We start from the raw sequence: 23,422 nt of genomic DNA on the forward strand, positions 1-23,422 counted from the left end.
TTTTCTCGGTATTATTCCGGTGCTTGGTTGCTCTCTAACATCAATGGATCAAACCACAAGCGAGTCAGGTGGTACTTAATCCAAATGCCTTTGCCGTAAGAACATTGCACACGCATTTGCAATTTAAAATGAAATTGACCTTGGTCGGGGACTGGCTGCCAACGCAATTCAATACGGTTACATTTATTACCGAAGTGTGCATCCTGTGTGTTGATGCTGCTTTTGCCATTAAATGTATTTAGCGCAGTTGCATGGAGCAGGGCGTATTTACCATCTGCGTCCTGCCCACCCACACCGGCAACAACTTCAAATGCTTCGCAACCGGTTAATGCACTGGTAATGTCATGCCACTCGCCGTCGGCTGGTGCGGCCATTTCGCCGCTTTTTCCCATGCGCCCGGTCGAGGCAATTGTTCCTTCAACATCGAGGGTCGCCTGCGGATGTTCTTTGTTAATACCAACCGCAACACGCAAGTTGCCTTGCGCATCCTCACTGTGGGCATAAAGGCTCAATACGCGCGGACTATTCGGCGTACCAAAATGCAATTTATTTTCGCTGGTGCTCAGCTCCAGAAACCATTGCGGACTTTCCACCGCAATATTTTTATAGAAACTGAATAATCTACCCGATCCCATTAACTGCGAAATTTTCAAACCATCGCGACTGGTTTTATCAAATCCTTCTTCAAGGATATTGACCATGGAATCAATCAAATTGGAAAAATCCTGCTCAGACGGCATCTTTCCTTTTTTGAATTTATTTTTCAGCGCATTTCTATCTAGCTTTTCCATCGTGCTGGCCTATTAGGGAATAATGAAAGTGCTGCCCACTTCCAGTTCGTCTACACCCGTGCGTTGGGCATGGATTTGTTGGCGTTGATCAATTGTCTGGATGTAATGATGCTGCAGTGGAACCATAGTGCTCCAGGCATAAGTCGGCGTGAGTGTTTGGCGATATTTTTCAACGCCCTCGACACCGCCGGTGTCATCGAGAATAAATAAACCACCGGTTTGCGGTGCGATGCGCAGGAGCGAAAAATCAGTTACATAATCGACATATTCCAGATTGTGAATAAAAGACCTGATTTCCTGCTCATTAACGCTCCAACCAAAATGCACAGTGTTGCCCACGCCGCACCAGGGCGAGAGATAATCGCATAGCGCTTGATTGAGTAAATTTTGATGGCGTCCTAAATGCAGACCTTTTTTAAATTGCACTGCACAGCGCACTTGTACTTCTTCGTACACCGGATTTTCCACCGCAACCTGTACCACGCTGGGAGTTAACGGCTGGATAAATTCTTTGATTGCCAACATCAAATGCCCATCAAAATAGGGTTTGAAGTTGTCGCCATCATTTAAATGGTGATGAGGAATAGGAATGATTAAGAGATGCCCTGGGCATATAGGCGACGCTGGATCGCTGCGTAAATTTGCAAAACATTTCACTTTATAAATGTGCGGAAACTTCTCCAGGATTAACATTTCGTAATCAAGTGGCGTTAGCGCGCGATTTTTATGGCGCAAACGCTCGCTGACGCGGGTGCGTAAATGCGCAAGGTCTTCTGCCGGTACGCCACCGAATGAACTGCTGATTTGGCTCACTCCGGTAATACCAGCGATAGTTTGACGAGTGCGTTTGATTGTATCGGCAGGTAGTTGCATCGGATGTTCTGCGGCCGGATGCTCGCCGGTGCGCCAGCTGGCTTTTACTGCTTGCGCATAAACGGAAAATAAATCGCTGAAATGATTGAGCGCTTTGTTTGCACTGATTTTTAACCAATATAAACCGCCGGGCATAATTGTATTTGTGGTGGTTATTTTTTCCGGCATGGTCAGGGTGACAATACCGGAAGTCATAAAACCTTCGGTGGAATCACTCAAAATATAACGCGGATTCAGCGGCCGCCAATGGTTATCACTCAAGTAGGACCAACTCAATAATGCCGCTGGTGTAAGCGCGCGTGCGCGACCCTTATCTTGTGTTTCGGTCAACAATTCATCACCCAAAGGCAGCGAATTATTTTGCAAATGAAAATACAAACTCAGCTGCTGTATATCGCTCGCGGATATACCAATAAATAGAGAGCCGTCGTCCGGATACTGCGGCAATAAATATAAACGCGGATGACGCAAGGGTGATATGGATTCCCAGCCCATGGGATGCAAATGAAAAAATTGATCCTTGTAGTAAGGATCATCTTCGCGTCCAGTATCGGCGAGTGTCATAGTCGACATCGCCGAATAATTTAAGCGGATTGCACTGATTTCCGGAGTGTAGGGCGCATTGGGAATTGCCTGCGATAAGCGTGGATGTTTTGCACGGGTATTGTGTGTTAGTACTTCCGCAAGCAGCGTTGGATATTCGCGATGACCAAAGGCACCTTGGGGACCTTGCAAGGTAAATTTAAATAAACCGGAACGCGTTGACGGTGAATAATTAAACGGGCGCTTGGCCTGGTATTGATCCTGCGGTTTATAAAATGGAATTGCTGCATTCGCTGATAATGTTTTTGCAGCGACCAAATGAGCAGTACCATTTTTTAGCGGATAATTAAACAGAGGTTGCGCACCATTAGCATCTGCAACTACTGGTTGCCAGCGGCCATCAGCCAGTACACTCACATTGGCAACAAATTGATGGTTTTCTTTTGGCAGTGTGTAACCGCGATACCAGCTTTTAAAACCACCAGCGCAAACAGGCAATCCGCTCCATTCAACATCAACTGTTAATGCAGTTAATTGTTTACTGCGGGTTTCTTCATGGCCAACAATAAAATAGGAACCTACATCCGGCATTGGGCCAAAGGGAGTAAAAGGTGCAAGTGGCGATAGCTGGCCAATATTGTTGTGCAACAGTAGATCGTGGCAACCTCTCACATCGACCTGAATACGAACTTCTTTCAACACTAACTGTTTGAGAATGTCGTAAGGGTACTGCAAGTAATTTTCTTTCAGGGTGAAACGTAAAACGGGTAAAGCGGTAGTGAGAGGATCACCATGAAGATCGGTTTTATAAGTACAAATCGGCGGGCTGTTTTCCGGTAGCAGAAAACTCAAGCGTATCGTATTAGGTTTGATCGATGCGTCAGTCGCCTGATATGCCGGTTTATATTCTGCAATCGCCAGCCAACCTTCTGCCGTCGTAAGGCTGAGCTGAAATAATTTACTAAAGTAAGCAAAGAACTTGGCTTTATCATCGGCGATACTGTCTTTAATATTAGGCAGATGGCGCAGGATATTATTGAGCTTACTCCAGGGTTGACGCTGCAGTTCTTCAAATGTCAGATCGACAGTAATTTGTCGCTGGCCTTCACGCAGCAGCAATACATTGCTGGCAATGGCAAATCCGAGCCGTGCAGCTGTAGCAGAATCGCCCGCGCGTCCATCACTGCCGAATACATGGCGCCCAGCCCCAAAAAAAGGTTGCGCAATAAATTTGTCGCGCTGCTTTTTTTCCGCTTTTGGTTGCGCATTGATCTCGTTTAACCAGCAGCCTTCTGCCAGTGACACACTAGCGCGTGTGCTTACTTTTGTTTTCTCTTGAGTTGCTGGCGCGCCCAAGTTCTTGCGCAAGTCGAGATTGAAGCGTGGAAAGTACAAACTGTATAACTGCTCTACCTGCGCATCGTTAACAATCACATCAGCATCAGAGACGTACACAATATCGCGGCTGGCAGTATCAATACCGGCAAAAAACTCTGTACCTTTGGGTAAAAATATTTCCCGCTCTTTGGCACCGGGTTGAAATACCAGATACACACTATCCGGTTTTACCGGGCGCGGCTTTGCTTGTAATACCTGGGTAAAATAAAAATCGATAAAATCCAGCGTAAAGCGATTCAAGCGCAGCTGTAATTTTTGATAGAGAGTAACGAAAGCAACGCGTAATGCCAGAGCGGGATCATGATTTTTGCTGTGCATGGATTCCGGCAATAATTGCCGCGCACCGACTTGCACCATATCCGCTGCTTTAAGTAGCGATGAAAATAGTGAGCGAATATTTAGCGCAACATGGGGATTTTGATTTTCTTCATCGCGCTGCTCATCCAACTCATCACCGGTGGTAATCAGGCTCATAAAATGCGCGGAAAAATAATTCGATTGTTTAACCCGTTCAGGCATAACACCGTGCACGCGGTACATTTCTTTGGCTAGACCAAGGATGACACTTTCAATCAAGCCGTAGAGATTTTCACCGGCATCACTTTGTGGGTGTTTCAGCAGGCACAGCCACCGGTCCAGCATGCGCGCCAAACCCAATACCGAGGCGGGATTTTGTGCTTCGCTTAATGCCCACTCTTCACTCTCAATTTCCTGCTGCAAGCGAGTTTTAAAACGGCGCTCCAGATCATCCACATTCAGGGCCATAATTTGCGCGATCACTACAATTTCGTCGCGCGCAAATAGTATTTGTTCTATATCCTCGCGCGAAAATTCCACTCCTGGCAATTGCACCAAACGCGCGTAATCCTGCATCTGGGTGAGCAATTGCTCGAATGACATTTCATCGACGTTGAAATAACCCGGCGCAAGCGCAGACAAATAGCGTCGCTGCCGACTCATGCCATCGCGGACATGCAGCTGCAGAGGCGGCACTGTTTGCGTAACCGGTGCGATACTCATACTTGCACTCGCTGATTGCACATCGGCCATGGATGAAAGGTCACATTAAAGCGAGACATTAGTGCCTTCATTAAAATAAAACGGATACACCAGGTTGTAGCGGTTGTTAGTCGCCCTTACCCGGTAGTGGACATGGATTTGCACTTTACCTTCGCGATAGTCGTCATCACTGACATCAATTCGCTCAACCACTACACGCGGTTCAAAAAATAAAATTGCTTTCTCTACTGTATCGCGCATTAGCGCAAAGCTTCTCTCATCGAGCGTATCAAATACGTGAGCTTTCAAACCGCAACCGTATATGGGTTGCATCACTCGCTCACCGGGAGTGGTGGATAACAAAATTAACAGGCTCTCGTGGATATCCTGTTCCGCACTTACCGTCGCTAATCCCTTGCTGGTAAATTGCGGCGGAAAACTCCAGCCGGTACCTAAAAAAGATTTATTGCTCATAGCAGATAGTCGTGACTCTGTTTTAACTTGTTTAGCCGCCAATAATTACCGTTGGCATACCCAATACAATATTGCCGCCGTGCGCTGTTGCATCACCCATGCGCGCTGCTGGCCTGCCACCAATCATTACTGTGGCTGAGCCTTTTACAATTGAATCTGGAGGACCAACACAAACGCACATATCACCGACCACCGCTGCGGGTAGACTGCCAATTAGCACGGTAGGCACACAGGGGCCGCTAATTGGTCCACCTACATGAGGAACCGGGCCAGTGAACATAGGGCAGGCATGCATATCGGTAATTCGCGCTGCGAGTGGCATTTATTAATTTCCTTTTCGTCAAAAAATAAAATCGGATTACCGGATTAGTTGATCATCACCATTGCACCTTTAATGGTGGTGGTGCCAGATGCAGAGACTTCCGCCGTCGCACTGCCTTTGGCGGTGAAACCTATGTTGGCGGTGCTGGTGATATTCAACCCGGTTTGTTTGATATCCATTTGCGAAGTTGCTTCAATATTACCGCTCGCCGTCATCGCAATTTTGCCTTGTGCTTTGAGCGTAATATCTTTGGGGCTATCGAGTGTAATACCGGCAGAGTCCAACGTGACTTTGTTGTTATTTTGATCTTGCAGCAAAATGGATTTTCCATCGTCGCTGATCACAATTTTGTTGGTACCAGGCGTAATGATGGTGATGTTTTTTTTATCTTCATCAAATTCCATTTTCATTTTGGTGCGCGTGACAATAGCTTTGGTATTGTTCTCGGCCGTCAGTGCATAGGCTGGTGGATTTTTGCTGCTGTAAACGCTGCCTAAAATAACTGGATGGGAAGGGTCATCATTAAAAAAACCTAGCACAACTTCATCGCCAATTTCTGGAATAAAAAAAGCGCCAAAACTATTTGAGCTGTAAAAGTTGGTGAGTCGCGCCCAGAAGCCATCCGTTTCGGCACTCATTTCAGGAATAGAGACTTGCACGCGGTGTTCGCTTTCCGGATCAGCATCCAGTTTCATCACCGTTCCGATATGCAATCCATTTATGCCGGCGTTAAGGCCAGCGGCTAATGGAGCCTCTAATTCATTGGTTTCAGTAAACCAATTAGGATGCATGCCAAATTCAGCACGCGTCGTCCAATTACCATCTCTAATCTCATGGTGTACTGCGCTGATAAATGCATTGCCATTGAACCGCTCGCCAACAGCAGCAAGCTCGATTAACACACCGGGTTTGGCTAATGCACTGCCTTGGAAACTCACATGTCCGCGAATACGCGCAAGCGCCGATTTCAATTGTTGCGCTTTGGCCCATGCAGTAAGCGCACCGGTGCCCTGCGGTGTAGTACTTTGCAAGCGAAAATCACTCAGCGCCAATACCTCGGCCAGCGTAGACGCTTCGACGTTACCTTGACTGGTTAGGGATTCCGTTGTCGCAGTTTGTTGTACCAGCTGTTGTGTCGCCAAATCCCAACCATTAGTGGTGACGCTGCTAAATTGGTGACGCGCGTCCAATTCCGCATTGAAGTCAATAATGTCTATGCCATAAGTAACTGTAAGTACGGGAGCACTGCTGACGGCGGGTGGAGCAATAGTGACTTTTCCTGCATCCAGAATTGCCAGCATGCCATTGGCTTCTGCACGCGCGAGCATAAAATCCCAATCGCTACAATAAAATTGCACCAACTCTTTATGTTGGTAGGTTGTTGCCGTCACTGCCGCAGAGAGTCCGGCGCACTTGCCGATCAAACTGGTGAGGATGTCACTGTCTGTTTTATCAATATAATTGGCATTTTTTCGTCCGACGGTCATGCCAATTGCTTTGTCTTTGCATTCAACTATTAAACGAGCCGCATTAATCCCACTAATTTTTACTGAGTGTTTGATAATGATTCCGCTGAAAATATCCACTGATTCAGCATCGTAGCCTGCCTTGATAGTAATTTTTGCACCCGGTAAAAGAGTGGCGCTATCACTACCGGGAAATTTTCCCTCCGGCATATTGCCATCATTAAATACTATGGTTGCTGTATTAATCCGATTAACACAACAACTTATATCTATAGAGATGACTTCAAATGCATTGGATATAACGCTGCCATTCACCAAAATATCCAGCTTAACTACGCCACCAGAAGTGAGTAAGGGAGAATTAGCCATAGCACTACACCAGCGGAGGAAAGCGTAACAATTGGCCGGGTTTTAGCTGGCGAAAATTGTTGAGTTGGTTGAGACGTGCAACAGCGACGTAGTAAGAACTGTCTTTATAAATTTGATAGCAAAGCATAGGCAAAGTATCGCCGGCTTTTACTTCGACCAAATGGGTTAAGTCTGGAGATTCAAGACTGGATTCACGGAATACTTCTTCCGTACTTTTGTACGCGGTAAACGTTAAATCCATTTTCGCGCGCAGCGGTTCACCACTGGGCTTGAACAGTGTGTAATGAACTTTTAACGCTTCCATGCGCGCTTTAAATAATAGCGGACCCCAGGAAACTTCTACTACCGGTGGCTCATGCTCGGATCCATTGTAGTCATATACAACTTGGCGCAGCAGAGCAATTTGCTCACGCACGCTGCTTTGTGTTCCTTCAACAACACCGGTGCCATCGAGCACCATTTCTTTGAATGCGATTTTATCTGGCTCGGACTTTGAATATTTTTTTTCTGTACCTGGGCCAAATGCTTTGTTTTCGGCGTATTGGATCGATGAGCTGTGGGTGTAGCCAGCGGGATTAATCAGGGCTTCAAATGAAGGATCACCATTTACAGTTGCCACACCATCGGCGACATCGCAAGGCGATATTCTTAATTTTATTTTAGTGCCAGTAGCAGAAGTCATGATTTAACGCAGCCCTTTATCGCTGAGCATTTCCACGATCAAGCGACGACACTCGCTCAATACTTCGTGTTTGATATTGGCATTTACTGAATCCCTGTCTTGGTAGGCCTCCCTGGTGTTTGTATCCTCATCTTCATCCACCACCGTGGATTTAATGATCAACTGTTTAATTTCTATTGCCATGGCGGCCTATCCAACTATTTTCAAAAACCGGGGTTACAATTATTTAATACGTTTTGAATAGGTATAACTGAAGGTTATTTTTTCAATTGCCACTTCATTTTTGGTTGAGTTAAAACCATCCACTTCCCACTTCACCGGAAATGCATTAACGAATACCCATCCACGTAGCGGTTGCGCTTTTTCATCCAATAAATAAACACGGATAGTTTGTGGTTCGATCCTTTCGATAAAACCCCGCTCCATCACCGTTTGGCACCACACCACCAATGGTGAAGTGCTAGGTGCAATGCCGCGCTTTAATTCCAGGTTTGGATGTTTAATCGCTGTCGGCAATTTATGCACAAAACGATTCTCGCCACCTTCAGGCACTTCTTCAGTCGACATCTCACTGGATATACCCGATACATCTTGAAAAGACGAATCGGGGCTATTGGCGCGGTTGCCAAAAACTACTTTGAAATAAAACGCAGAAGGCGGATAAAAACCGCCTTCTGTATTTGCTGCTGGGGATGCTGCTGACATTTGCTATTGCACACTCCAACCATTAGCTATTCGCAATGGTTAAACCTTCGTGAACAATTTCAATGCTTTCGATAGCCACTTCATTGCCTTCTGCTTTTAGGTCAGTAGAAGAAATTTTTGTTGGCCAGGCATTTGCGAGAGTCCACACCATAGTTGGTGCACTGCTCTCATCGAGCAAGCTAATGGTGATAGGAACACGCTTGATGGTATTTAATTTAATTTGGTTGAGCCAATCCCAAAATTTGTTATCGCCTTTGAACACGCCTTTTTTCATGGTCACGTTGCCGAATTTTTTCATGCCCGGCATTTTGATCACGGAAAATTGCTTGCTGTCGCCCGAACGATATTTAATTTCTTCGGATTGAATATCCAGTCCACTGACTTCCTGGAAGGACATAACGTTTGAATCCCATTTCACTTCAAAGTGAAACTTGGGCAGTGGCCAAATATTGGCTGATTGTGTTGAGCCGTCTTCTGCCATAGTAATCTCTACCTTAATTTATCTATGGGGTGAAAAAATGTGCGAAGTCCCTGCTTGCCAGCGATATCTCGCTGACAATTGATGACAAAAACCTCGCGTTAATTTTTATGTACTGACTCGGCAGTACAAATAAGCACTTAAGATTTTTGCATCTGTTGCTGGAAAGTAATCTCGATAAATTCCGCTGGACGGCTCAGGGCAACCAATACCGTCACGCGTAAAATCCCTTCGAGAATATCTTCAGCAGTCATGGTCTCGCCCAAACCGACATGCACACTGAATGCATCTTCAGGACTTGAACCTGCCAAACCACCACGCTTCCACACACCGGTCAGGAAATTACCAATCATGCTTTTGATGGTGACCCAGGTGTTGGCAACGTTCGGTTCAAACACATAAGCTTTGCTGGCAAGTTTCACTGACTCTTCCAACATGATCATGGTGCGACGCACATTCACGTAACGCCAATCGAGGCTATTGCCATCAAGGGTACGCGCGCCCCACACCAAAGTGCCTTCGCCGATAAAGGTGCGAATTGCATTCACTGATTTACCGGCGGTATTCACGTTGAGATCTTCTTGCTCTTCGTGATTGATATTTACGGTGGGTGACGATACCGCACTCAAGCTAACATTCGCCGGCGCTTTCCATACACCGCGAGTGTTATCCACCATGGTGTAAATACCAGCCATTGCCGCACTCGGTGGTAACAAATTTAATTTGTGTTGCAGACCCGCAAGGATTTTGGTGTACAGCGGGCAAACAGCGGTAAGGGTTTTGTGCAGTTCATTATTTTCGGCACTGCTTTTGTTCGGGGTATCTGGCAGCTTTTTGATTTCAGTAATAATGCTTTCTTGTTTTTTCAGCGAAGCGATTGTTTCGCGCACTTCCAAACTAAGCAGGCTAACAACATTATCCAAACTGTCTTCATGGATATTGCGGAATGACAATTCACTTACCGGCACAACCGAGCTGTTCAACCAGGGATAATAAACCGCGCTGTAGGCGGGGAAATTAGTCGCCATTTTATTGCGGAAATTATCGATGCAAGAGTTGTCGCGGTTATCCATGAAGCCGCCAAACACATCGAGAATGGCAAAGCGATTTTTCATTTCATAGCCACAATGGGCAACCATAGTTTGCTGCAACTTGTAACAATCTGCCGAAGCCAGGGACACTGCATCCGGAATTACCAACATGGTTGGCTCTTGCTCTTTCTTCAGCAGTTGAATGCCTTCCGACAATTCGCCTTCTTCAATTCCATTCTCGTAGCCGCCAACAGAAACCACATAGCATGCACCGCCGCCGTTTTGGAAAAACAGCATCATGCTGCGATACAGCAGATAGTAGGAACCATCCAGCGAGAGGAAAAATTTATCGTCTTTGCCGGTAGAAAAATCTTCTTCATCACCGCTGAATGTGTCGGTGTTTTTATCTGCACCGGCAATTGCCGCAACCGCTTGGCGAGCATTATTAATTTCAGCAGCGATTTTCTTTTCATCATCCGAGGCACCGGGCGATGCAACAAAAGTAGCGGGAGTAGGCGCCGTGCTGCCTTTGCGGGAGATGGTAAATGTGGCTGGCGGTGGGCCTCCAAAGTAGCTGACAAATTCAGCCATTGAAGAAATACGCCAAGGTTTGTTGAGCAGACTTTTACCTTTGTTATCGGCAAATTCCGTGTAGCCAACAAACGCCGGTACGGCGGTAGCTACTTCAACAACGGAGTTGGGGAAGGCGTCTTTTTCGAGAATGTAGACACCGGGAGTTTTGTACGCGCCAGCCATATTCTTTCCTTTAAGTGCTATTGATTTACATAAATTTCTGCAACAAGGATCTGCTGCCCCCTGAGGTCCCTGCTCTTGCCGATCAAGTTAACTCCTGCGTTAGGTAAACGCTTGATCAGGATCTTGCCCGAATTATTTTTATCTTTTAACTGAAAGCGCTGTTTCGGCTCGCTGCTCATCGCAATTGGGTGATGCGAAATAAATGCTTTGCCATTTCTCGCAACAGGTTCATCACTGGGATAAAAATCTGCTGCCATTTGTGAACTAAGATCATGGATGTCCAATTCCAATTTCGCAAGTTCACCAAAAAAATAATATTTCCAATAAATATCGCGCGTATTAAATTTAATAGTGCGCGCAATCGGCGCTGCATTTTTCAGTGCCGACAAAAATTCAATGCCATTTAATTCGATGTCTAACACCAACAGTGGTGTTTTTGTTCCCGGCTTTGCGCGCCGGATATCACGCTGTTCCGATTCTGCCGGTTGTTCATTGCTGATCACAAGACTGCTGTTATCCGCAGTAATATTTTTTGTCGTGCAATACAACGGCTGCGTTCGGCCTTTTGTTTCTGCGGTATAAAATCCAAAATAGGGATCTTGCGCAAACACATCAAAACGCAGCACAGCATCGTCATCAAAAGGAACTACAAATTCCTGATCGGCAATAATCGAAAAACCGTTTTCATTTTCTTTTACTAACAATTGATATTGCTGCAACACTCGCTGCGAATGCGAGGTCGGCACAAATATCAAATTATTACAGCGCCCATCGGCAAAAAAAGTATGTTCAACATCCAGCGTAAAAAGGGTGGTGAAATGGGCCATAGCCAGTTACCCGAATTAACTGCGAACATCACTCTGCGGCCGCGTTGCCAGAGGCACTTGCGCCAATACGTTATCAGGATTGATGGTTACCATGCGCACACGGTAATAAACGGAGGGAAGGTACTTCCCGCCCAACAAACCCCACAGATTACTTAAATCCTGAATATTCAGGTTCTCGATATCCAATACGAGTTTATCGATGCGGGAGTCCAGATCCGGTGATGAATGTTTATCAAACACCGGCTGCATCTGAAAAAAAGCAATTGCTTTGGAAATAAACTTGAGCGCTTCAGCATAATTACTGCCACTGAAATTCGCTGCCAAAATGACCGACAAATTTAAATGAACTGACCGGCTTCCAACTAACGCACGACCGTCAAATCCAGAGGCGCGCGACGTAACTGATTGGGGCACAGTGTCTTTTTCAATATTAGTCAGGAGTAAAACTAATTTGTTATTTGTATGAGGTGCAGCGCTGCCATCGCTCTCTATTAAACTCGAAACTACCACAATATCTTCTGTGAGATTATTAGTACGTTTGAGATAAGCATTCAGCTGATTCGCTAAATGACTGAGAGCAGCCTGGATCACCTGAACTCCTGACCGGTGTTTTCGTTATGTTTGAAAGATGTTAGCACAAAAAATTTTGACGTCTTGTTCTTTTTTAAATACCAACACAGTCATAAAAGGTTTTTGGTAGAGTTCGACGACAAATTTTATTACCGCGCATTACATCGGATTAAAATAATGATTATTTTTTATTCTTCGCGCTTAATAATTTCAACAGTGATATGAACCAACTCTTCATGAATTTGTAATTGGTTTTTAAAAAATTCCGGTTGTACATTGTTTTGTGTGATTAATGACAACACGCAGGCGTATTGATTTCGCCCAACTCGCCACACATGCAAATCGCGAATTTCTGCCGCTATAGGGCTCGCCGCAATTACCTCGCGAATTTCTTCCACTACCGGCGCATCCATTTCCGCGTCTAATAATGCGCGACCGCTTGTGCGCATTAAACCTATCGCCCAGACCGCAACCAATACGCCACCCACAATGCCCATGACCGGATCAAGCCAGTCTGCACCAAATAATTTTCCACCGAACAACGCGATGATCGCCAGTACCGATGTCGCTGCATCGGCTACCACGTGCATGTAAGCAGCGCGCAGATTTAAATCTTCATGGCCGTGATGGTGATCATGATGATGTGCATGGTCACCGTGGGAGTGATCATGTGCATGTTCGTGATGATGATGGTGTCCATCCTTTAATAACCAGGCGCATACCAGATTGACCAATAGCCCTACAATCGCAAGGGTGATTGCTTCGTTGTAATGAATTTGCGCAGGATTAATTAATCGCTCCGCCGAGTGATAAAACATGGTCACCGCCACCAGCAATAATAAAATCGCACTGGTATAACCGCCGAGCACTTCGATTTTCCACACGCCAAATGTAAAACGTCCATCCGCCGCCAGCTTGCGCGCAACTATATAAGTAAATAGTGCCAACCCAAGCGCAACCACGTGGGAACTCATATGCCAGCCATCGGCGAGCAACGCCATGGAGTTGTAATACCAGCCCCCGACAATTTCCAAAACCATCATCACGGCCGTAAGCACCAATGCACGCAGTGTGTTCTTTTCCGCAAGCGGATTGGTTTGGGTGGGAATAGGGTGATGGCAGGTTTTGAAAGTTGAAGTCATAGCGATAACCAAAAAATAAATACAATGCAGTTACCATAAATGAAAAAGGAGGCAAATGCCTCCTTTCTCATCGATACTTTTATAGGTTTTTCTACCCTTTCGCAGGACTCAAACGGTAATAACTCATCAAGCCAGCCAACAGGATAAGCATCCAGAGATTGCTGCTACCACCGCCACCGCCGGACTTATCACCACCACTGCCTCCATTATTACCGCCGCCACCTTCAACAACGGGTTTATCTACCGAAGTTAATACTGCTGAATCCAACTTATAGTCGCCCTCATCGAAATTCCCTACACCTTTAAGATAGGTGATGAAATAAGTGCTTGGGTAATTTCCATCTTGCAAGTTTGTTATCTGCAAAGTCACTGATGGATATGTTTTGCCTTTCCAGACACGCTCACCAATTTCGACTAATTGAAATGTCCGTTCAAAATTGATTTTACCGTAGGGTTTATTGTTGTCATCGTACATATCCAACACAGCATTGGTTTTTAGACTCTGACCTAATTTAAGTGATTTAGGAATCAACATCCAATTTGTGTAAACGTTCTTTGCCTGATAGCTCTGGTCAACAGTGACAGTTTCGCGGAAATAAAATCCATCGCTACGACGATCAATTGTATTCATCCAGCCATCGCTAGAGGTGACCTGGAATTGATCTTTTACCTGCGCCTTTTTAATTGTGTAGCGGCGATAATTACCAGTTGAAGATAAATAGGTGTATTCAATTTCGCCTACCAAATAATAATCAAATAAATTGACTACCGAATGCGTGTCAGCCTTGTCTGGTGCATATCCAGATTTGATTTCTATTCCATTAGCTACACCATCACCATCCTGATCAAGTAATGCATCTGCTGCATTGCGATCATTCATAAAGCTGTATTTGGATTCAATCTCTCCGCTGATACCATCACCATCAATATCATCATCGCAAACATCGCCTTTGTTATCGTAATCCATATTTTCTTGCAGTGGATTCGAAATTAATGGGCAGTTATCAGCGTAATCATAAATTCCATCATTGTCGGTATCCTTCGGACGATTGTCGGTCGAGTCACAAGCATCACCCAAACCATCGCGATCAATATCAGCTTGATCCGGGTTCGCTAGAGCAGGGCAATTGTCGCGCGCATCGCCGTAACCGTCTCCATCGGTATCCTGATTAAATGGATCGTTATCACATTCATCGCCAATACCATCTTTATCATAATCAGCTTGCCATCCATTGCTAACGGCAGGGCAGTTATCAAGCGCGTCACCTACACCATCCCCGTCAGTATCTTTATCGAAGCTAATATCATCTATTAAGAAGCTTATTTCGTTTTCATTACCCCAAAGATAATCAGCGCTCACTTTAAATGTGATCGTGTGTAACCCGGGATTAAGTCTGAACGATAAGGTTGACCAATTACTGTTGGAATAATCCCCATAAGCTGATGACACTTCTTGTCCATCTACAAATACACGCAAACGGAAAACATAATTATTATTTCCGGTATTACTTAAGCGAAATGAAACATTGGTGCTACTAAAAAGTGCGGTGAAACTAACTTCACTCGATGCGTTGGTCGAACGAACAGGTGATGAGCGCAACGCAAACCCACTTTCATAGCCACCAGACTGAATAGTCCACGGCAATTTTCCATTGGGTGTGTAAAAACCTTTGGGCCAACCTTTTTCAAAGTTTTCTTTATAGATATCCAATGCAACCGGAAGAGACTGCTTATTTCTCGCATCGGAACCCAAAAGATATTCCACACGATTGGAGTAAGTATCCTGATCAAGGTCGCCATCGGCATCGGCTGCATTACGTGGATTCAAACCCCAACTAATTTCAATATCATCCGGGATACCATCATTATCGTCATCGCTATCACACAGATCGCCAATACCATCCTCATCGTAATCTGACTGGTTCGGGTTAGCGACTTTTACACAGTTATCTTTAAGATCATGTACACCGTCGGCATCTGTGTCAGGCAAATTAGACACATCAAAAACGCTAATACCGGGGCCAGTTGCAGTTTGTTTTATCAACACTAATTGATTATTCACATTTGCTACTGACACGCTAATAGCATCGGTTATTGCGAAATTTGATTCGAGCGAAAAATCACTATTCCAGAACTGCAATGTATTGGTACTTTGCGTAATAGTGACCGGTTTATTGTTTATCCAAACACCGGAACTGATGCTATTGGATAAGGCATTAAGCACACTGATGTTATGCGCATCGACAATTTGGCCGGCACCATTAAGAAGGTATTCACCATCGTTACTTACCACCAATGGATAGCGAATATTCAAGGTATCTCCGTGATAGGGCGAATCGCCACTATCTACAAACATACCTGTTTCTGTATTCAACTCACGCCACACAATATCGTTCGGTGAAGTGTCATCGCGATGTGAATACACGCGGTGGGTAACTGGATTCCACACGTATTCACGCCCGATATAAGCCCAATCCTTCGAGTCAACAATACGCCCATCTGCGGCAAAACTATAATGTGTTGCCCAAGCTCCGGAATTATCAACTGCAAATAAAAAATTACCTGTTGCCAACAATCCCTGGGTTTGGCTTGGCAAGCTTGAAAAATGTGTTTCTGCAGGAGTAGCTTGATTGGTTGCAAGATAGGTTATTTTTCCCGTCTCATAACCCAGATACAACCGCTTATGCGCTTCCGAATAAGTTGCCCAACTTGGCGGAGCCAATAATGGCCAAGTGGATAAATATTTTTTCTCATTAAGTGACCAGCGAAATACGCTGAGGGATTCGCGATCAACCAGATACACGATATTGTTATTGTCATGCACAATAAATTCCGGCGTGTAATTCAATCCAACAGGATTAACTGCATCACCGGGTTTTGGAAGATCAAAACCTGAGGCATCAAAGCTGGCGCTTTGCACATTACTGGCAGAAATTTTGAAGGTGAAAATGCGCTCGTTGTACGCAGAAATGAACTCCGGCTTTTCTGTTAAATTAAAAGACCCCAATTCCAAATGACTACTGTTAAACAAAGTCAATTTGGTATTGCGCAACACCACCGGGTTATCGCCAATAAAAGTAATTGCATCAAGGCTACCGGCCAAACTACCGGCGTATTTTAGATCAGCAGCAAAATAGATTATCCCCGCGTTATCATACACTTTGCTCTGGGATGCATTCAGGTAGAGAGCAGTCGCATTCGGATAAGCGCCATGATAAGGACTATCCATATTGCCAGTAATTTTACCGTCGCTACCCACGCTCATTTTTTCAATATCAGAGGGGGATACGCCTGTAGAGCGTGAATAGATTGCATTATTTGTCGGTGAAGCAACACTGCCACCTGCACCCCGATAACTCACGGAAGATGTTTCTGTAAGGCTAAAATCTGTCTTCTTGATTACGTAAATTGTGCCGCTATTTTCCGAAGCATAGAGATGATCCTTGAGCACAACTATACTGGTGATGTCGTTACTGGTATTGCGAATAAAGACACTGTTGCCAGTGGCGAGATCTATCTCACGCAATTCGCGATGGAAGGCAACATAGGCTTTGTTACCGCTGACAGCAAATGCTGTAGGCACTTTGGACAAAGCAACGTCTTCCAACTGGCTTTGGCTAGCCATATCGTAACGGGCGATTTTGTTTGGTGCAGAGAAAAGGAAATAAACAGATCCACCTTCAACTTTTGTACTTACGTGCAATGCCGCAGCATTACCACTCAAAAGCAGGGTGGACAGGAATAGCATGCATAACGCAATTCCCTTTGGAAACACAGACATGACGAACTCCTTGAGTAATGAAGACCTTCTAGGGGCAATATCCCATACGGGACGGCTGGCCGGATCATTATAAAGTTATTCGTGATACTAAAGTGAGAGGATATAAAAAATTTGAACTTGTTGTCTTTGCCCAGGAGCCAGAGGATCAACACTCAGGAAGTGCCCAAGACGTTTGGCCATCTTTGACTTTAAGTTTATCTATTGATAAGAAAAAACCGATCCTTTTGGGATCGGTTTTTTTATTTCACATCTTAAGTAATTATTTTTTGTAAGAGCATTTGTTTGGGTTGCCGCCTGGATCAGAGCCGAAGGCTGCTACAGTGCAGGCGATTGAACCACCGACGGTTACTTTTTTGGTGACCCACTTGCCTTTGCGGCCGAAGGCTACCCAGCCATCGCCGGAATCTACTGCACAGGTTCCGCCTAAGTCAGCGCACTTGGAAAAGCCGCTTGGATAATCGCCGGTGCCGCTCAATACCGGAGCGCTGCTGATAGAGCTTGCGGCGACAGATGATTTGCTTGATGAGCTAACCGCAATTGAGCTTGATGACTTGCTGGAAGAAACGGCGGCGATTGAACTGGATGATTTGCTTGATGAGGCAACCGGTGTAGTTGAACTTGCTACGGAGCTGGTAGTGCTGCCACCACAAACCGATGTGGTTAATTGCGCGTTGTTTTTACCTACGCCGGCGTACTGATCGAGTTTATCTTTTACGCATTGCGGTGTTACCGGTGAATAGCTGTAAGGAATGCTAATCGGGAAAGGTGCGGTAGTGGTCCAGTTGGTTGCGTCGATGGTGCCGCCACTGCTCCAGGTGATGTTGTACGTTGCAAAGTCGCCCGGGTTTTTAACGTTGTTATTGCGCAAATCCCAGAAGCCACAATTGCTGCTGTCGTAACGGCAGGTAATCGGATTTTTTGCATTCTGGAACCAGTTGCTTTCAATTAATGCATAACCGGCTTGGCGAACGTTGATACCGGAATCGGTGATGCCATCGTAAAGGTTGTTGTACATGTGCGTCCAACCACCGCGTTGTAATGGCAAGCGTGCATTTACGTTGCGATAAATATTGTGGTGGAAAGTAATTTCGCGGCCGCCCGCGATATCGCTACTGCTGGAACCATCAAGCCCCACTTTTTTACTATCGCGAATGACGTTGTAAGATACAGTGATATTGTGTGAATCTTTTTTGATATCGATTGCACTTTCAAAGGTGAGATCGCCATCCGGTGAACCATTACATTCATTGTTCACCGCAAACAGTTCGTTGTGATCAACCCACACGTTGGTGCCGCTGTCGATGCGAATCATATCTGCATCGTTATTTGCACCGGCGAGCGCGCCGATTTTCATGTTGCGCACAATTACGTTGCTGGATTTATTGACGACTATACCGAAATTCGCAGACGAACCATTGGCACCGATGATGGTAATACCTTTGGTAAATTCTTTAATTTCTACATAGCGATACGCATCATTCCAACGCGGCTTGGGGCAATTACCAGACGCATTAACAGTGTGATCTGCAATCACCTGATTGATCAATGCATCTTCATTGCCGGTGTAAGTAATGATGAGCGGATAAGCACCACCAGTCACTTTAGTGCCGCTCGCATTGACTTTTGCGTTGGCAATAATCGTGTTGATTTGCTCGTAGGTAGATGCAGTAAAAGATTGCGCACCCGAAATATTGCCGCCGTCGGTAGTGGAGAAACCACCGGTAGCCGCAGCAAAAGCAGAACTTGCAGTGAGCATAGCTACTGCAGCAGAAATGGATTTAAGGGTAAAACAAATATCGTTCTTGGTTGATACAGCTGTTTTGGTAGTGAACATAGTTACAATCTCGTCTTAGTTATTAATTATTAAGGACGGATTGACCGATGATGCCGTGCTGCGATTACGCGGAAGTACAACTTTTCCTGTAAGGATTACTCAAGCATTATTGTTATTCTTTCCTTCATCCTCAGACTGCCATCTACACTACAGACGCTCTTGGATGCGGATCCGACGCTGCATGAGTTGCAGGCCGTGGAGCGCATCTTTGCACTTATAAGTTGATAAATCCAGATTATCCGATGGTGACCGTTTTGGTCGTTTCCAATAGTTACAACACTTGGTGCGAGGGAAACAGATTCAGTAATAGGATGTTTCTTTATAGACATTAGTACATCAAGCTTTGAAATGATCGACCGCAACCGGGCGGCCAAAATAATACCCCTGATATTTATAGCAACCTTCACTTTCCAACCAGTCGCGCTGTTCTTTTGTCTCTACACCTTCGGCGATCACAGTGAGTTCCATGCTTTGGGCGAGGCGGATAATCATGCGCGCGATGGCGGCGTCGTTGGGGTCGATCAATATGTCATTGACGAAGGATTTATCGATTTTTAATTCGCTGATCGGCAAGCGTTTTAAATAGGAGAGCGACGAATAACCGGTACCGAAATCGTCGAGCGAAAATTTAATACCGTGGGTTTTCAGCGCATCCATTTTGGTGATGATGTCTTGCGGGTTGGCGACCAGCATGCTCTCGGTTAATTCCAGTTTCAGCTTGCGCGGATCAACGCCGCTGCCGTGAATAATCAACATCAGTTGCGCAACAAAATCCGGGTGCTGGAATTGACGCGCGCTGACATTGACCGAAAGAATAATATCGGCAGTGGCGACAGATTTACTCCACACCACCAACTGCGAACAGGCAGTGGCGAAGATCCAATTACCCATCGCTAAAATCAAACCGGATTCTTCGGCGAGCGGAATAAAATCCAGCGGCGGCACCATACCGCGCTGCGGATGCAACCAGCGAATCAATGCTTCCGCACCGACAATTTTTCCGGTGTGGTCCACTTGTGGTTGGTAATAGAGTTGGAACTGGCGTTGATTCAATGCTTCGCGAATTTCGTTTTGCATCGCAAATCGCTGCGCAGTGACGGCTTGCATTTCCGGATCAAAAAAGCGCAGGGTATTTCGCCCGGCGGCTTTTGCGTGATACATCGCCTGATCAGCTTGTTTTAACAATTCATCAATTTGCGCGGGCTGATCGCCAAACAAACAAATACCGATACTGGGCGAATTAAAATAATCCTGGCCTTCAAGCGAGTAGTGTTGGTTCAAACTAGAGAGAATTTTTTCGCCGACTTGCTCTGCTTGCGCAGCAGCATCGTCGTGCACTTGTCCGAGCCCTTCGAGCACTACTAAAAATTCATCGCCACCGAGTCGCGCGACTGTATCTTGTTTGCGCACCGCATTGCGCAAACGGTCGGCAACCGCGATTAATAATAAATCACCAATGTGATGGCCGCGGTTGTCGTTGAGCGTTTTGAAATCGTCAAGATCAATAAACAATAATGCGCCGAGTGTGTGCTGGCGGTGGCTACTGGCGATGGCCTGTTCCAATCGCTCTTGTAACAAACGGCGATTGGGCAATTGCGTCAGCGGATCAAAAAACGCGAGCTTGTTAATGCGCTCTTCACTTTCTTTGCGCTCGCTAATATCGGCCAATGTTGAAACGTATTGGGTGATTTTTCCCTGCTGGTCTTTTACTGCAGTAATTGTGAGCCATTCAGGATAAATCTCTCCTGTGCGACGGCGGTTCCAGACTTCGCCTTTCCAATTTCCTTTTTCAATAATCGCTTCCCACATCTGCTGATAGAACTCGGCATTGTGATAGCCGGAACTTAATATGCGTGGATTTTTTCCGGCCACTTCGTCAGCTTCATAACCGGTGATTTCAGTAAAGGCTTTATTAACGCGCACGATGGTACCATCGGGGTCGGTAATCATCATGCCTTCACGCGCTTCAAATGCCGTTGCTGCTACACGCAACTCATCTTCTGCAGCGCGGCGCTGGGTAATATCGCGGCTCAAAACCACAAAACGCGCGAGGCCATCGTGATCATTCGCTTTGCGCGATACCGAAAGTTCAAACGTCGCTAGCCCACGCGGCAAATTAATTGAATAACTTTTGCCGATGGAGACATCTTTTTCCATCGCCTCATCAATAGCTTCATGAACAATTGCGCAGGCGTGGCTCGATAAAAATTGATGAAAACTTTTACCCAAAAATCGCTCCGGTGCGACCGTGAGTAATTCAGGTTGGTTGGTGTGATAGTTGTGGATGATGCCGTTCGCATCTATATCGAATAACAAATCGGGAATCGCATCGAGGGTTGCTTGCAGTTGCGCACGTGCATTCAATAACTCACGCGTTTGTTCGGCGACGGCATCTTGCAGAGTTAAACGGCGACGCTGCAAACGCACCATCAACCAACTTTGGTAGGAGAGCAACAGGCTGATCAACAATGCGATAAATATTTCACCCACCAACCGCCAGCCGCCGATCCATCCACCAATAGGCGCAACACTGAGCGTCCAGGTGCCATTGGGAACCTCAAAGGATTTGTGGATCGGATCAAGTAAATATTCCGGTGCATTGGCAGCAATGATGTCTTCTTCACCAGTGTCCGGATTAGTACGCCAGAGTTTATAGGCCATCGCCTGTTGTTCTAATTGGTAGAGGTTGGCGGTTTCCAGCAGGCGATTGATGCGGATGATCACATTGGTAAATCCCCAGAAACGGGACTCGCCTTGGTCATCCAGAAAAACCGGCAGACGCGATACGGCGCCAACACCACCCTGCACCAATTGCACCGGGCCCGCGAGCGTTAGCCTGCCGGTATCGCGCGCGCGGATCGCCTCTTTGTTTTGCGCTGAATCTTCAAGCTGGTTAAAGCCGACCGACTTTTCATTGCCCGCAAGCGGATAGACCTGGCTGATGATGCCGTTGGGTGAAATGCTGATGTGGGAAACGCTTTCGAAGTAGGGCAGCAGCTCGCGCGCGACATCATCAAAACGGCGCGGCTCGCCTTGGCTAAGCCGGATCAGGGCAGCGAGGGAATAATTGAGCGTCAGCGCCTGATCCAGACTATCGCGCACCAGAAACGCGTGGTTCTGGGCGATATTCTCTACGTCGGCGCGCATCGCATGGCGCTGGTTTTGCTCCAGCTGCCAAATGACCAGCGCCGCCAGACTCAGGCAAGTAGTCAACACTACCAACGCCAGCAGCTTGGGGCGGCGCAGTAGGAGGGGTATAGCATCAGGCATCGAGGGGGAAAGTCCGGCGAAAAAGTGATCGTTAATGATTACTATAGCAGCCACCCGACCTATTGCCCGCCCGATTTAGCCCAAACTTTCATCAGAAACCATCGTATCAATAAAGGCCTTGGCCGCTGCCGTCAGGGTTTTGTGTGGCGCATAGATCAGCGAAAAACTGCGCGAGCGCCCACGCAGCTCTGGCAAGACTTCGACCAAAGTCCCATGCGCTATACGGTCGGCGACAATAAAGTCGTAGGCTTGGCAGATGCCGATCCCGCTCTCGGCGAGTGACACCACGCCGAGCGGATCATCGGTCACTTCAATTGCCGCCTCTGGCATCCAATCAATATCGACTCCAACCTCCTGAAATTGCCAGGGAATTGCGCGGCCGGTACTGGGGATCAAAAACAAAATACAGCGGTGGGTTTTTAATGCCTCCAGCGAGCTGGGTGTACCCATGCGCTGGAGATAATCGGGCGCAGCGAATAATCCCAGCGGTGCCTCTTCCAATTTGCGTGCGACCAAGCCGCTGTCTTTTAAGGCGCCGAGGCGGATGGCGAAGTCGTACCCCTCAGCGATCAAATCCACATTGCGGTTAGTGATATTCACATCCACCTTAACTGCCGGATGCTGCGCCATATAGCGGGCAAGGCGGGAAGGCAGGCGGTAATGTCCATAAGTGGTCGGCACACTCAGGCGGATGCGCCCGACGGTTTCGGCACCGGTTTGCTGGATCGCGCGCTCGGCGTCATCAATCAAACCGAAAGCACCCTTGGCCTGTTCCAGATACAAACGCCCTGCATCGGTCAGACCGATACGTCTGGTCGTCCGGCGCAATAACTGGCAACCCAAACGAGCCTCCAGCCGCACAACCGCCCGGCTAACGACTGAAGGAGTGGTTCCCAACGCGACGGCGCCCGCCGTCATAGAACCTGTCTCCACTACGGTAATAAAGATTTCCAGATCTGCCAGGTGATCGAAGCGGCGCACAATTATTGCCTCAAAAGAAAAAATGATTTTGCTTGCCGATAGTTTATCGCCGCTTATGGCATCAATAAACTGTTCCCATGCCTGTTAGCCAGCTAAATCTCTGCAGGCACCATCATTTACTTACTGAGGA

The 23,422-nt window shown here is 46.5% G+C and carries 17 protein-coding genes; all 17 read right to left on the bottom strand.

The genetic code is table 11. From position 1 onward, the window contains the following. Positions 1 to 11: 11 nt before the first annotated feature. The 17 genes from AAGC78_RS09720 to AAGC78_RS09800 all read right to left on the bottom strand — a co-directional run bounded on the left by AAGC78_RS09720 (position 12) and on the right by AAGC78_RS09800 (position 23,292). Positions 12 to 791, bottom strand: coding sequence for a hypothetical protein (locus AAGC78_RS09720; RefSeq protein ID WP_435783876.1), 780 nt, complete (start codon positions 789 to 791; stop codon positions 12 to 14). Positions 792 to 803: 12 nt separating this feature from the next. Then, positions 804 to 4,625, bottom strand: coding sequence for a baseplate J/gp47 family protein (locus tag AAGC78_RS09725; protein ID WP_435783877.1), 3,822 nt, complete (start codon positions 4,623 to 4,625; stop codon positions 804 to 806). A 45-nt stretch (positions 4,626 to 4,670) separates the two neighbouring features. Then, positions 4,671 to 5,078 carry a GPW/gp25 family protein gene (locus tag AAGC78_RS09730; protein WP_435783878.1) on the bottom strand — a complete coding sequence of 136 codons (408 nt, stop codon included), beginning with the start codon at positions 5,076 to 5,078 and terminating at the stop codon, positions 4,671 to 4,673. 31 nt (positions 5,079 to 5,109) lie between these two features. Then, positions 5,110 to 5,400, bottom strand: a complete 291-nt coding sequence (locus AAGC78_RS09735; protein ID WP_435783879.1) for a PAAR domain-containing protein — start codon at positions 5,398 to 5,400, stop codon at positions 5,110 to 5,112. Positions 5,401 to 5,444: 44 nt separating this feature from the next. After that, positions 5,445 to 7,235 carry a type VI secretion system tip protein VgrG gene (vgrG, locus tag AAGC78_RS09740; protein WP_435783881.1) on the bottom strand — a complete coding sequence of 597 codons (1,791 nt, stop codon included), beginning with the start codon at positions 7,233 to 7,235 and terminating at the stop codon, positions 5,445 to 5,447. Between the two features lie 4 nt (positions 7,236 to 7,239). Next, the gene (locus AAGC78_RS09745) at positions 7,240 to 7,917 is read right to left on the bottom strand and encodes a peptidoglycan-binding protein (protein WP_435783882.1); all 678 of its coding nucleotides are present in this window, start codon (positions 7,915 to 7,917) and stop codon (positions 7,240 to 7,242) included. A 3-nt stretch (positions 7,918 to 7,920) separates the two neighbouring features. Continuing rightward, positions 7,921 to 8,100: a DUF5908 family protein gene (locus tag AAGC78_RS09750; protein ID WP_435783883.1), complete on the bottom strand. Its 180-nt coding sequence runs from the start codon at positions 8,098 to 8,100 to the stop codon at positions 7,921 to 7,923. A 39-nt stretch (positions 8,101 to 8,139) separates the two neighbouring features. Continuing rightward, positions 8,140 to 8,622, bottom strand: a complete 483-nt coding sequence (locus AAGC78_RS09755; protein WP_435783884.1) for a phage tail protein — start codon at positions 8,620 to 8,622, stop codon at positions 8,140 to 8,142. Positions 8,623 to 8,644: 22 nt separating this feature from the next. Then, positions 8,645 to 9,103: a phage tail protein gene (locus AAGC78_RS09760; RefSeq protein WP_435783885.1), complete on the bottom strand. Its 459-nt coding sequence runs from the start codon at positions 9,101 to 9,103 to the stop codon at positions 8,645 to 8,647. A 137-nt stretch (positions 9,104 to 9,240) separates the two neighbouring features. After that, positions 9,241 to 10,887, bottom strand: a complete 1,647-nt coding sequence (locus tag AAGC78_RS09765; RefSeq protein WP_435783886.1) for a phage tail sheath family protein — start codon at positions 10,885 to 10,887, stop codon at positions 9,241 to 9,243. 17 nt (positions 10,888 to 10,904) lie between these two features. Further along, positions 10,905 to 11,714 (bottom strand): hypothetical protein, encoded by an 810-nt coding sequence (locus tag AAGC78_RS09770; RefSeq protein WP_435783887.1) that lies wholly within the window; start codon positions 11,712 to 11,714, stop codon positions 10,905 to 10,907. Positions 11,715 to 11,729: 15 nt separating this feature from the next. Beyond that, on the bottom strand, positions 11,730 to 12,305 hold the full coding sequence (locus AAGC78_RS09775; RefSeq protein ID WP_435783888.1) for a DUF4255 domain-containing protein: 576 nt from the start codon (positions 12,303 to 12,305) through the stop codon (positions 11,730 to 11,732). 167 nt (positions 12,306 to 12,472) lie between these two features. Next, entirely contained in the window at positions 12,473 to 13,426 is a 954-nt protein-coding gene (gene dmeF, locus AAGC78_RS09780; RefSeq protein ID WP_435783889.1) for a CDF family Co(II)/Ni(II) efflux transporter DmeF, read from the bottom strand. A 91-nt stretch (positions 13,427 to 13,517) separates the two neighbouring features. Continuing rightward, a complete protein-coding gene (locus tag AAGC78_RS09785; RefSeq protein ID WP_435783890.1) occupies positions 13,518 to 17,207 on the bottom strand; it encodes a thrombospondin type 3 repeat-containing protein in 3,690 nt (1,229 codons plus the stop codon). A gap of 259 nt (positions 17,208 to 17,466) precedes the next feature. Then, positions 17,467 to 19,041: a pectate lyase gene (locus AAGC78_RS09790; protein WP_435783891.1), complete on the bottom strand. Its 1,575-nt coding sequence runs from the start codon at positions 19,039 to 19,041 to the stop codon at positions 17,467 to 17,469. Between the two features lie 336 nt (positions 19,042 to 19,377). Continuing rightward, positions 19,378 to 22,311 (bottom strand): bifunctional diguanylate cyclase/phosphodiesterase, encoded by a 2,934-nt coding sequence (locus AAGC78_RS09795; protein WP_435783892.1) that lies wholly within the window; start codon positions 22,309 to 22,311, stop codon positions 19,378 to 19,380. Positions 22,312 to 22,386: 75 nt separating this feature from the next. After that, positions 22,387 to 23,292 carry a LysR family transcriptional regulator gene (locus AAGC78_RS09800; RefSeq protein ID WP_435783893.1) on the bottom strand — a complete coding sequence of 302 codons (906 nt, stop codon included), beginning with the start codon at positions 23,290 to 23,292 and terminating at the stop codon, positions 22,387 to 22,389. Positions 23,293 to 23,422: the final 130 nt, after the last annotated feature.

The organism is Cellvibrio sp. (assembly GCF_039207905.1).
Taxonomy (GTDB): Bacteria; Pseudomonadota; Gammaproteobacteria; order Pseudomonadales; family Cellvibrionaceae; genus Cellvibrio.

Excerpts from the sequence above, each read along its gene's own strand:
- AAGC78_RS09770 (WP_435783887.1), bottom strand. The coding sequence starts at position 11,714 with ATGGCCCATTTCACCACCCTTTTTACGCTGGATGTTGAACATACTTTT.
- AAGC78_RS09720 (WP_435783876.1), bottom strand. The coding sequence starts at position 791 with ATGGAAAAGCTAGATAGAAATGCGCTGAAAAATAAATTCAAAAAAGGA.
- AAGC78_RS09760 (WP_435783885.1), bottom strand. The coding sequence starts at position 9,103 with ATGGCAGAAGACGGCTCAACACAATCAGCCAATATTTGGCCACTGCCC.
- AAGC78_RS09745 (WP_435783882.1), bottom strand. The coding sequence starts at position 7,917 with ATGACTTCTGCTACTGGCACTAAAATAAAATTAAGAATATCGCCTTGC.
- AAGC78_RS09765 (WP_435783886.1), bottom strand. The coding sequence starts at position 10,887 with ATGGCTGGCGCGTACAAAACTCCCGGTGTCTACATTCTCGAAAAAGAC.
- AAGC78_RS09755 (WP_435783884.1), bottom strand. The coding sequence starts at position 8,622 with ATGTCAGCAGCATCCCCAGCAGCAAATACAGAAGGCGGTTTTTATCCG.
- AAGC78_RS09785 (WP_435783890.1), bottom strand. The coding sequence starts at position 17,207 with ATGTCTGTGTTTCCAAAGGGAATTGCGTTATGCATGCTATTCCTGTCC.
- AAGC78_RS09790 (WP_435783891.1), bottom strand. The coding sequence starts at position 19,041 with ATGTTCACTACCAAAACAGCTGTATCAACCAAGAACGATATTTGTTTT.
- AAGC78_RS09795 (WP_435783892.1), bottom strand. The coding sequence starts at position 22,311 with ATGCCTGATGCTATACCCCTCCTACTGCGCCGCCCCAAGCTGCTGGCG.
- AAGC78_RS09730 (WP_435783878.1), bottom strand. The coding sequence starts at position 5,078 with ATGAGCAATAAATCTTTTTTAGGTACCGGCTGGAGTTTTCCGCCGCAA.
- vgrG (WP_435783881.1), bottom strand. The coding sequence starts at position 7,235 with ATGGCTAATTCTCCCTTACTCACTTCTGGTGGCGTAGTTAAGCTGGAT.
- AAGC78_RS09750 (WP_435783883.1), bottom strand. The coding sequence starts at position 8,100 with ATGGCAATAGAAATTAAACAGTTGATCATTAAATCCACGGTGGTGGAT.
- AAGC78_RS09735 (WP_435783879.1), bottom strand. The coding sequence starts at position 5,400 with ATGCCACTCGCAGCGCGAATTACCGATATGCATGCCTGCCCTATGTTC.
- dmeF (WP_435783889.1), bottom strand. The coding sequence starts at position 13,426 with ATGACTTCAACTTTCAAAACCTGCCATCACCCTATTCCCACCCAAACC.
- AAGC78_RS09725 (WP_435783877.1), bottom strand. The coding sequence starts at position 4,625 with ATGAGTATCGCACCGGTTACGCAAACAGTGCCGCCTCTGCAGCTGCAT.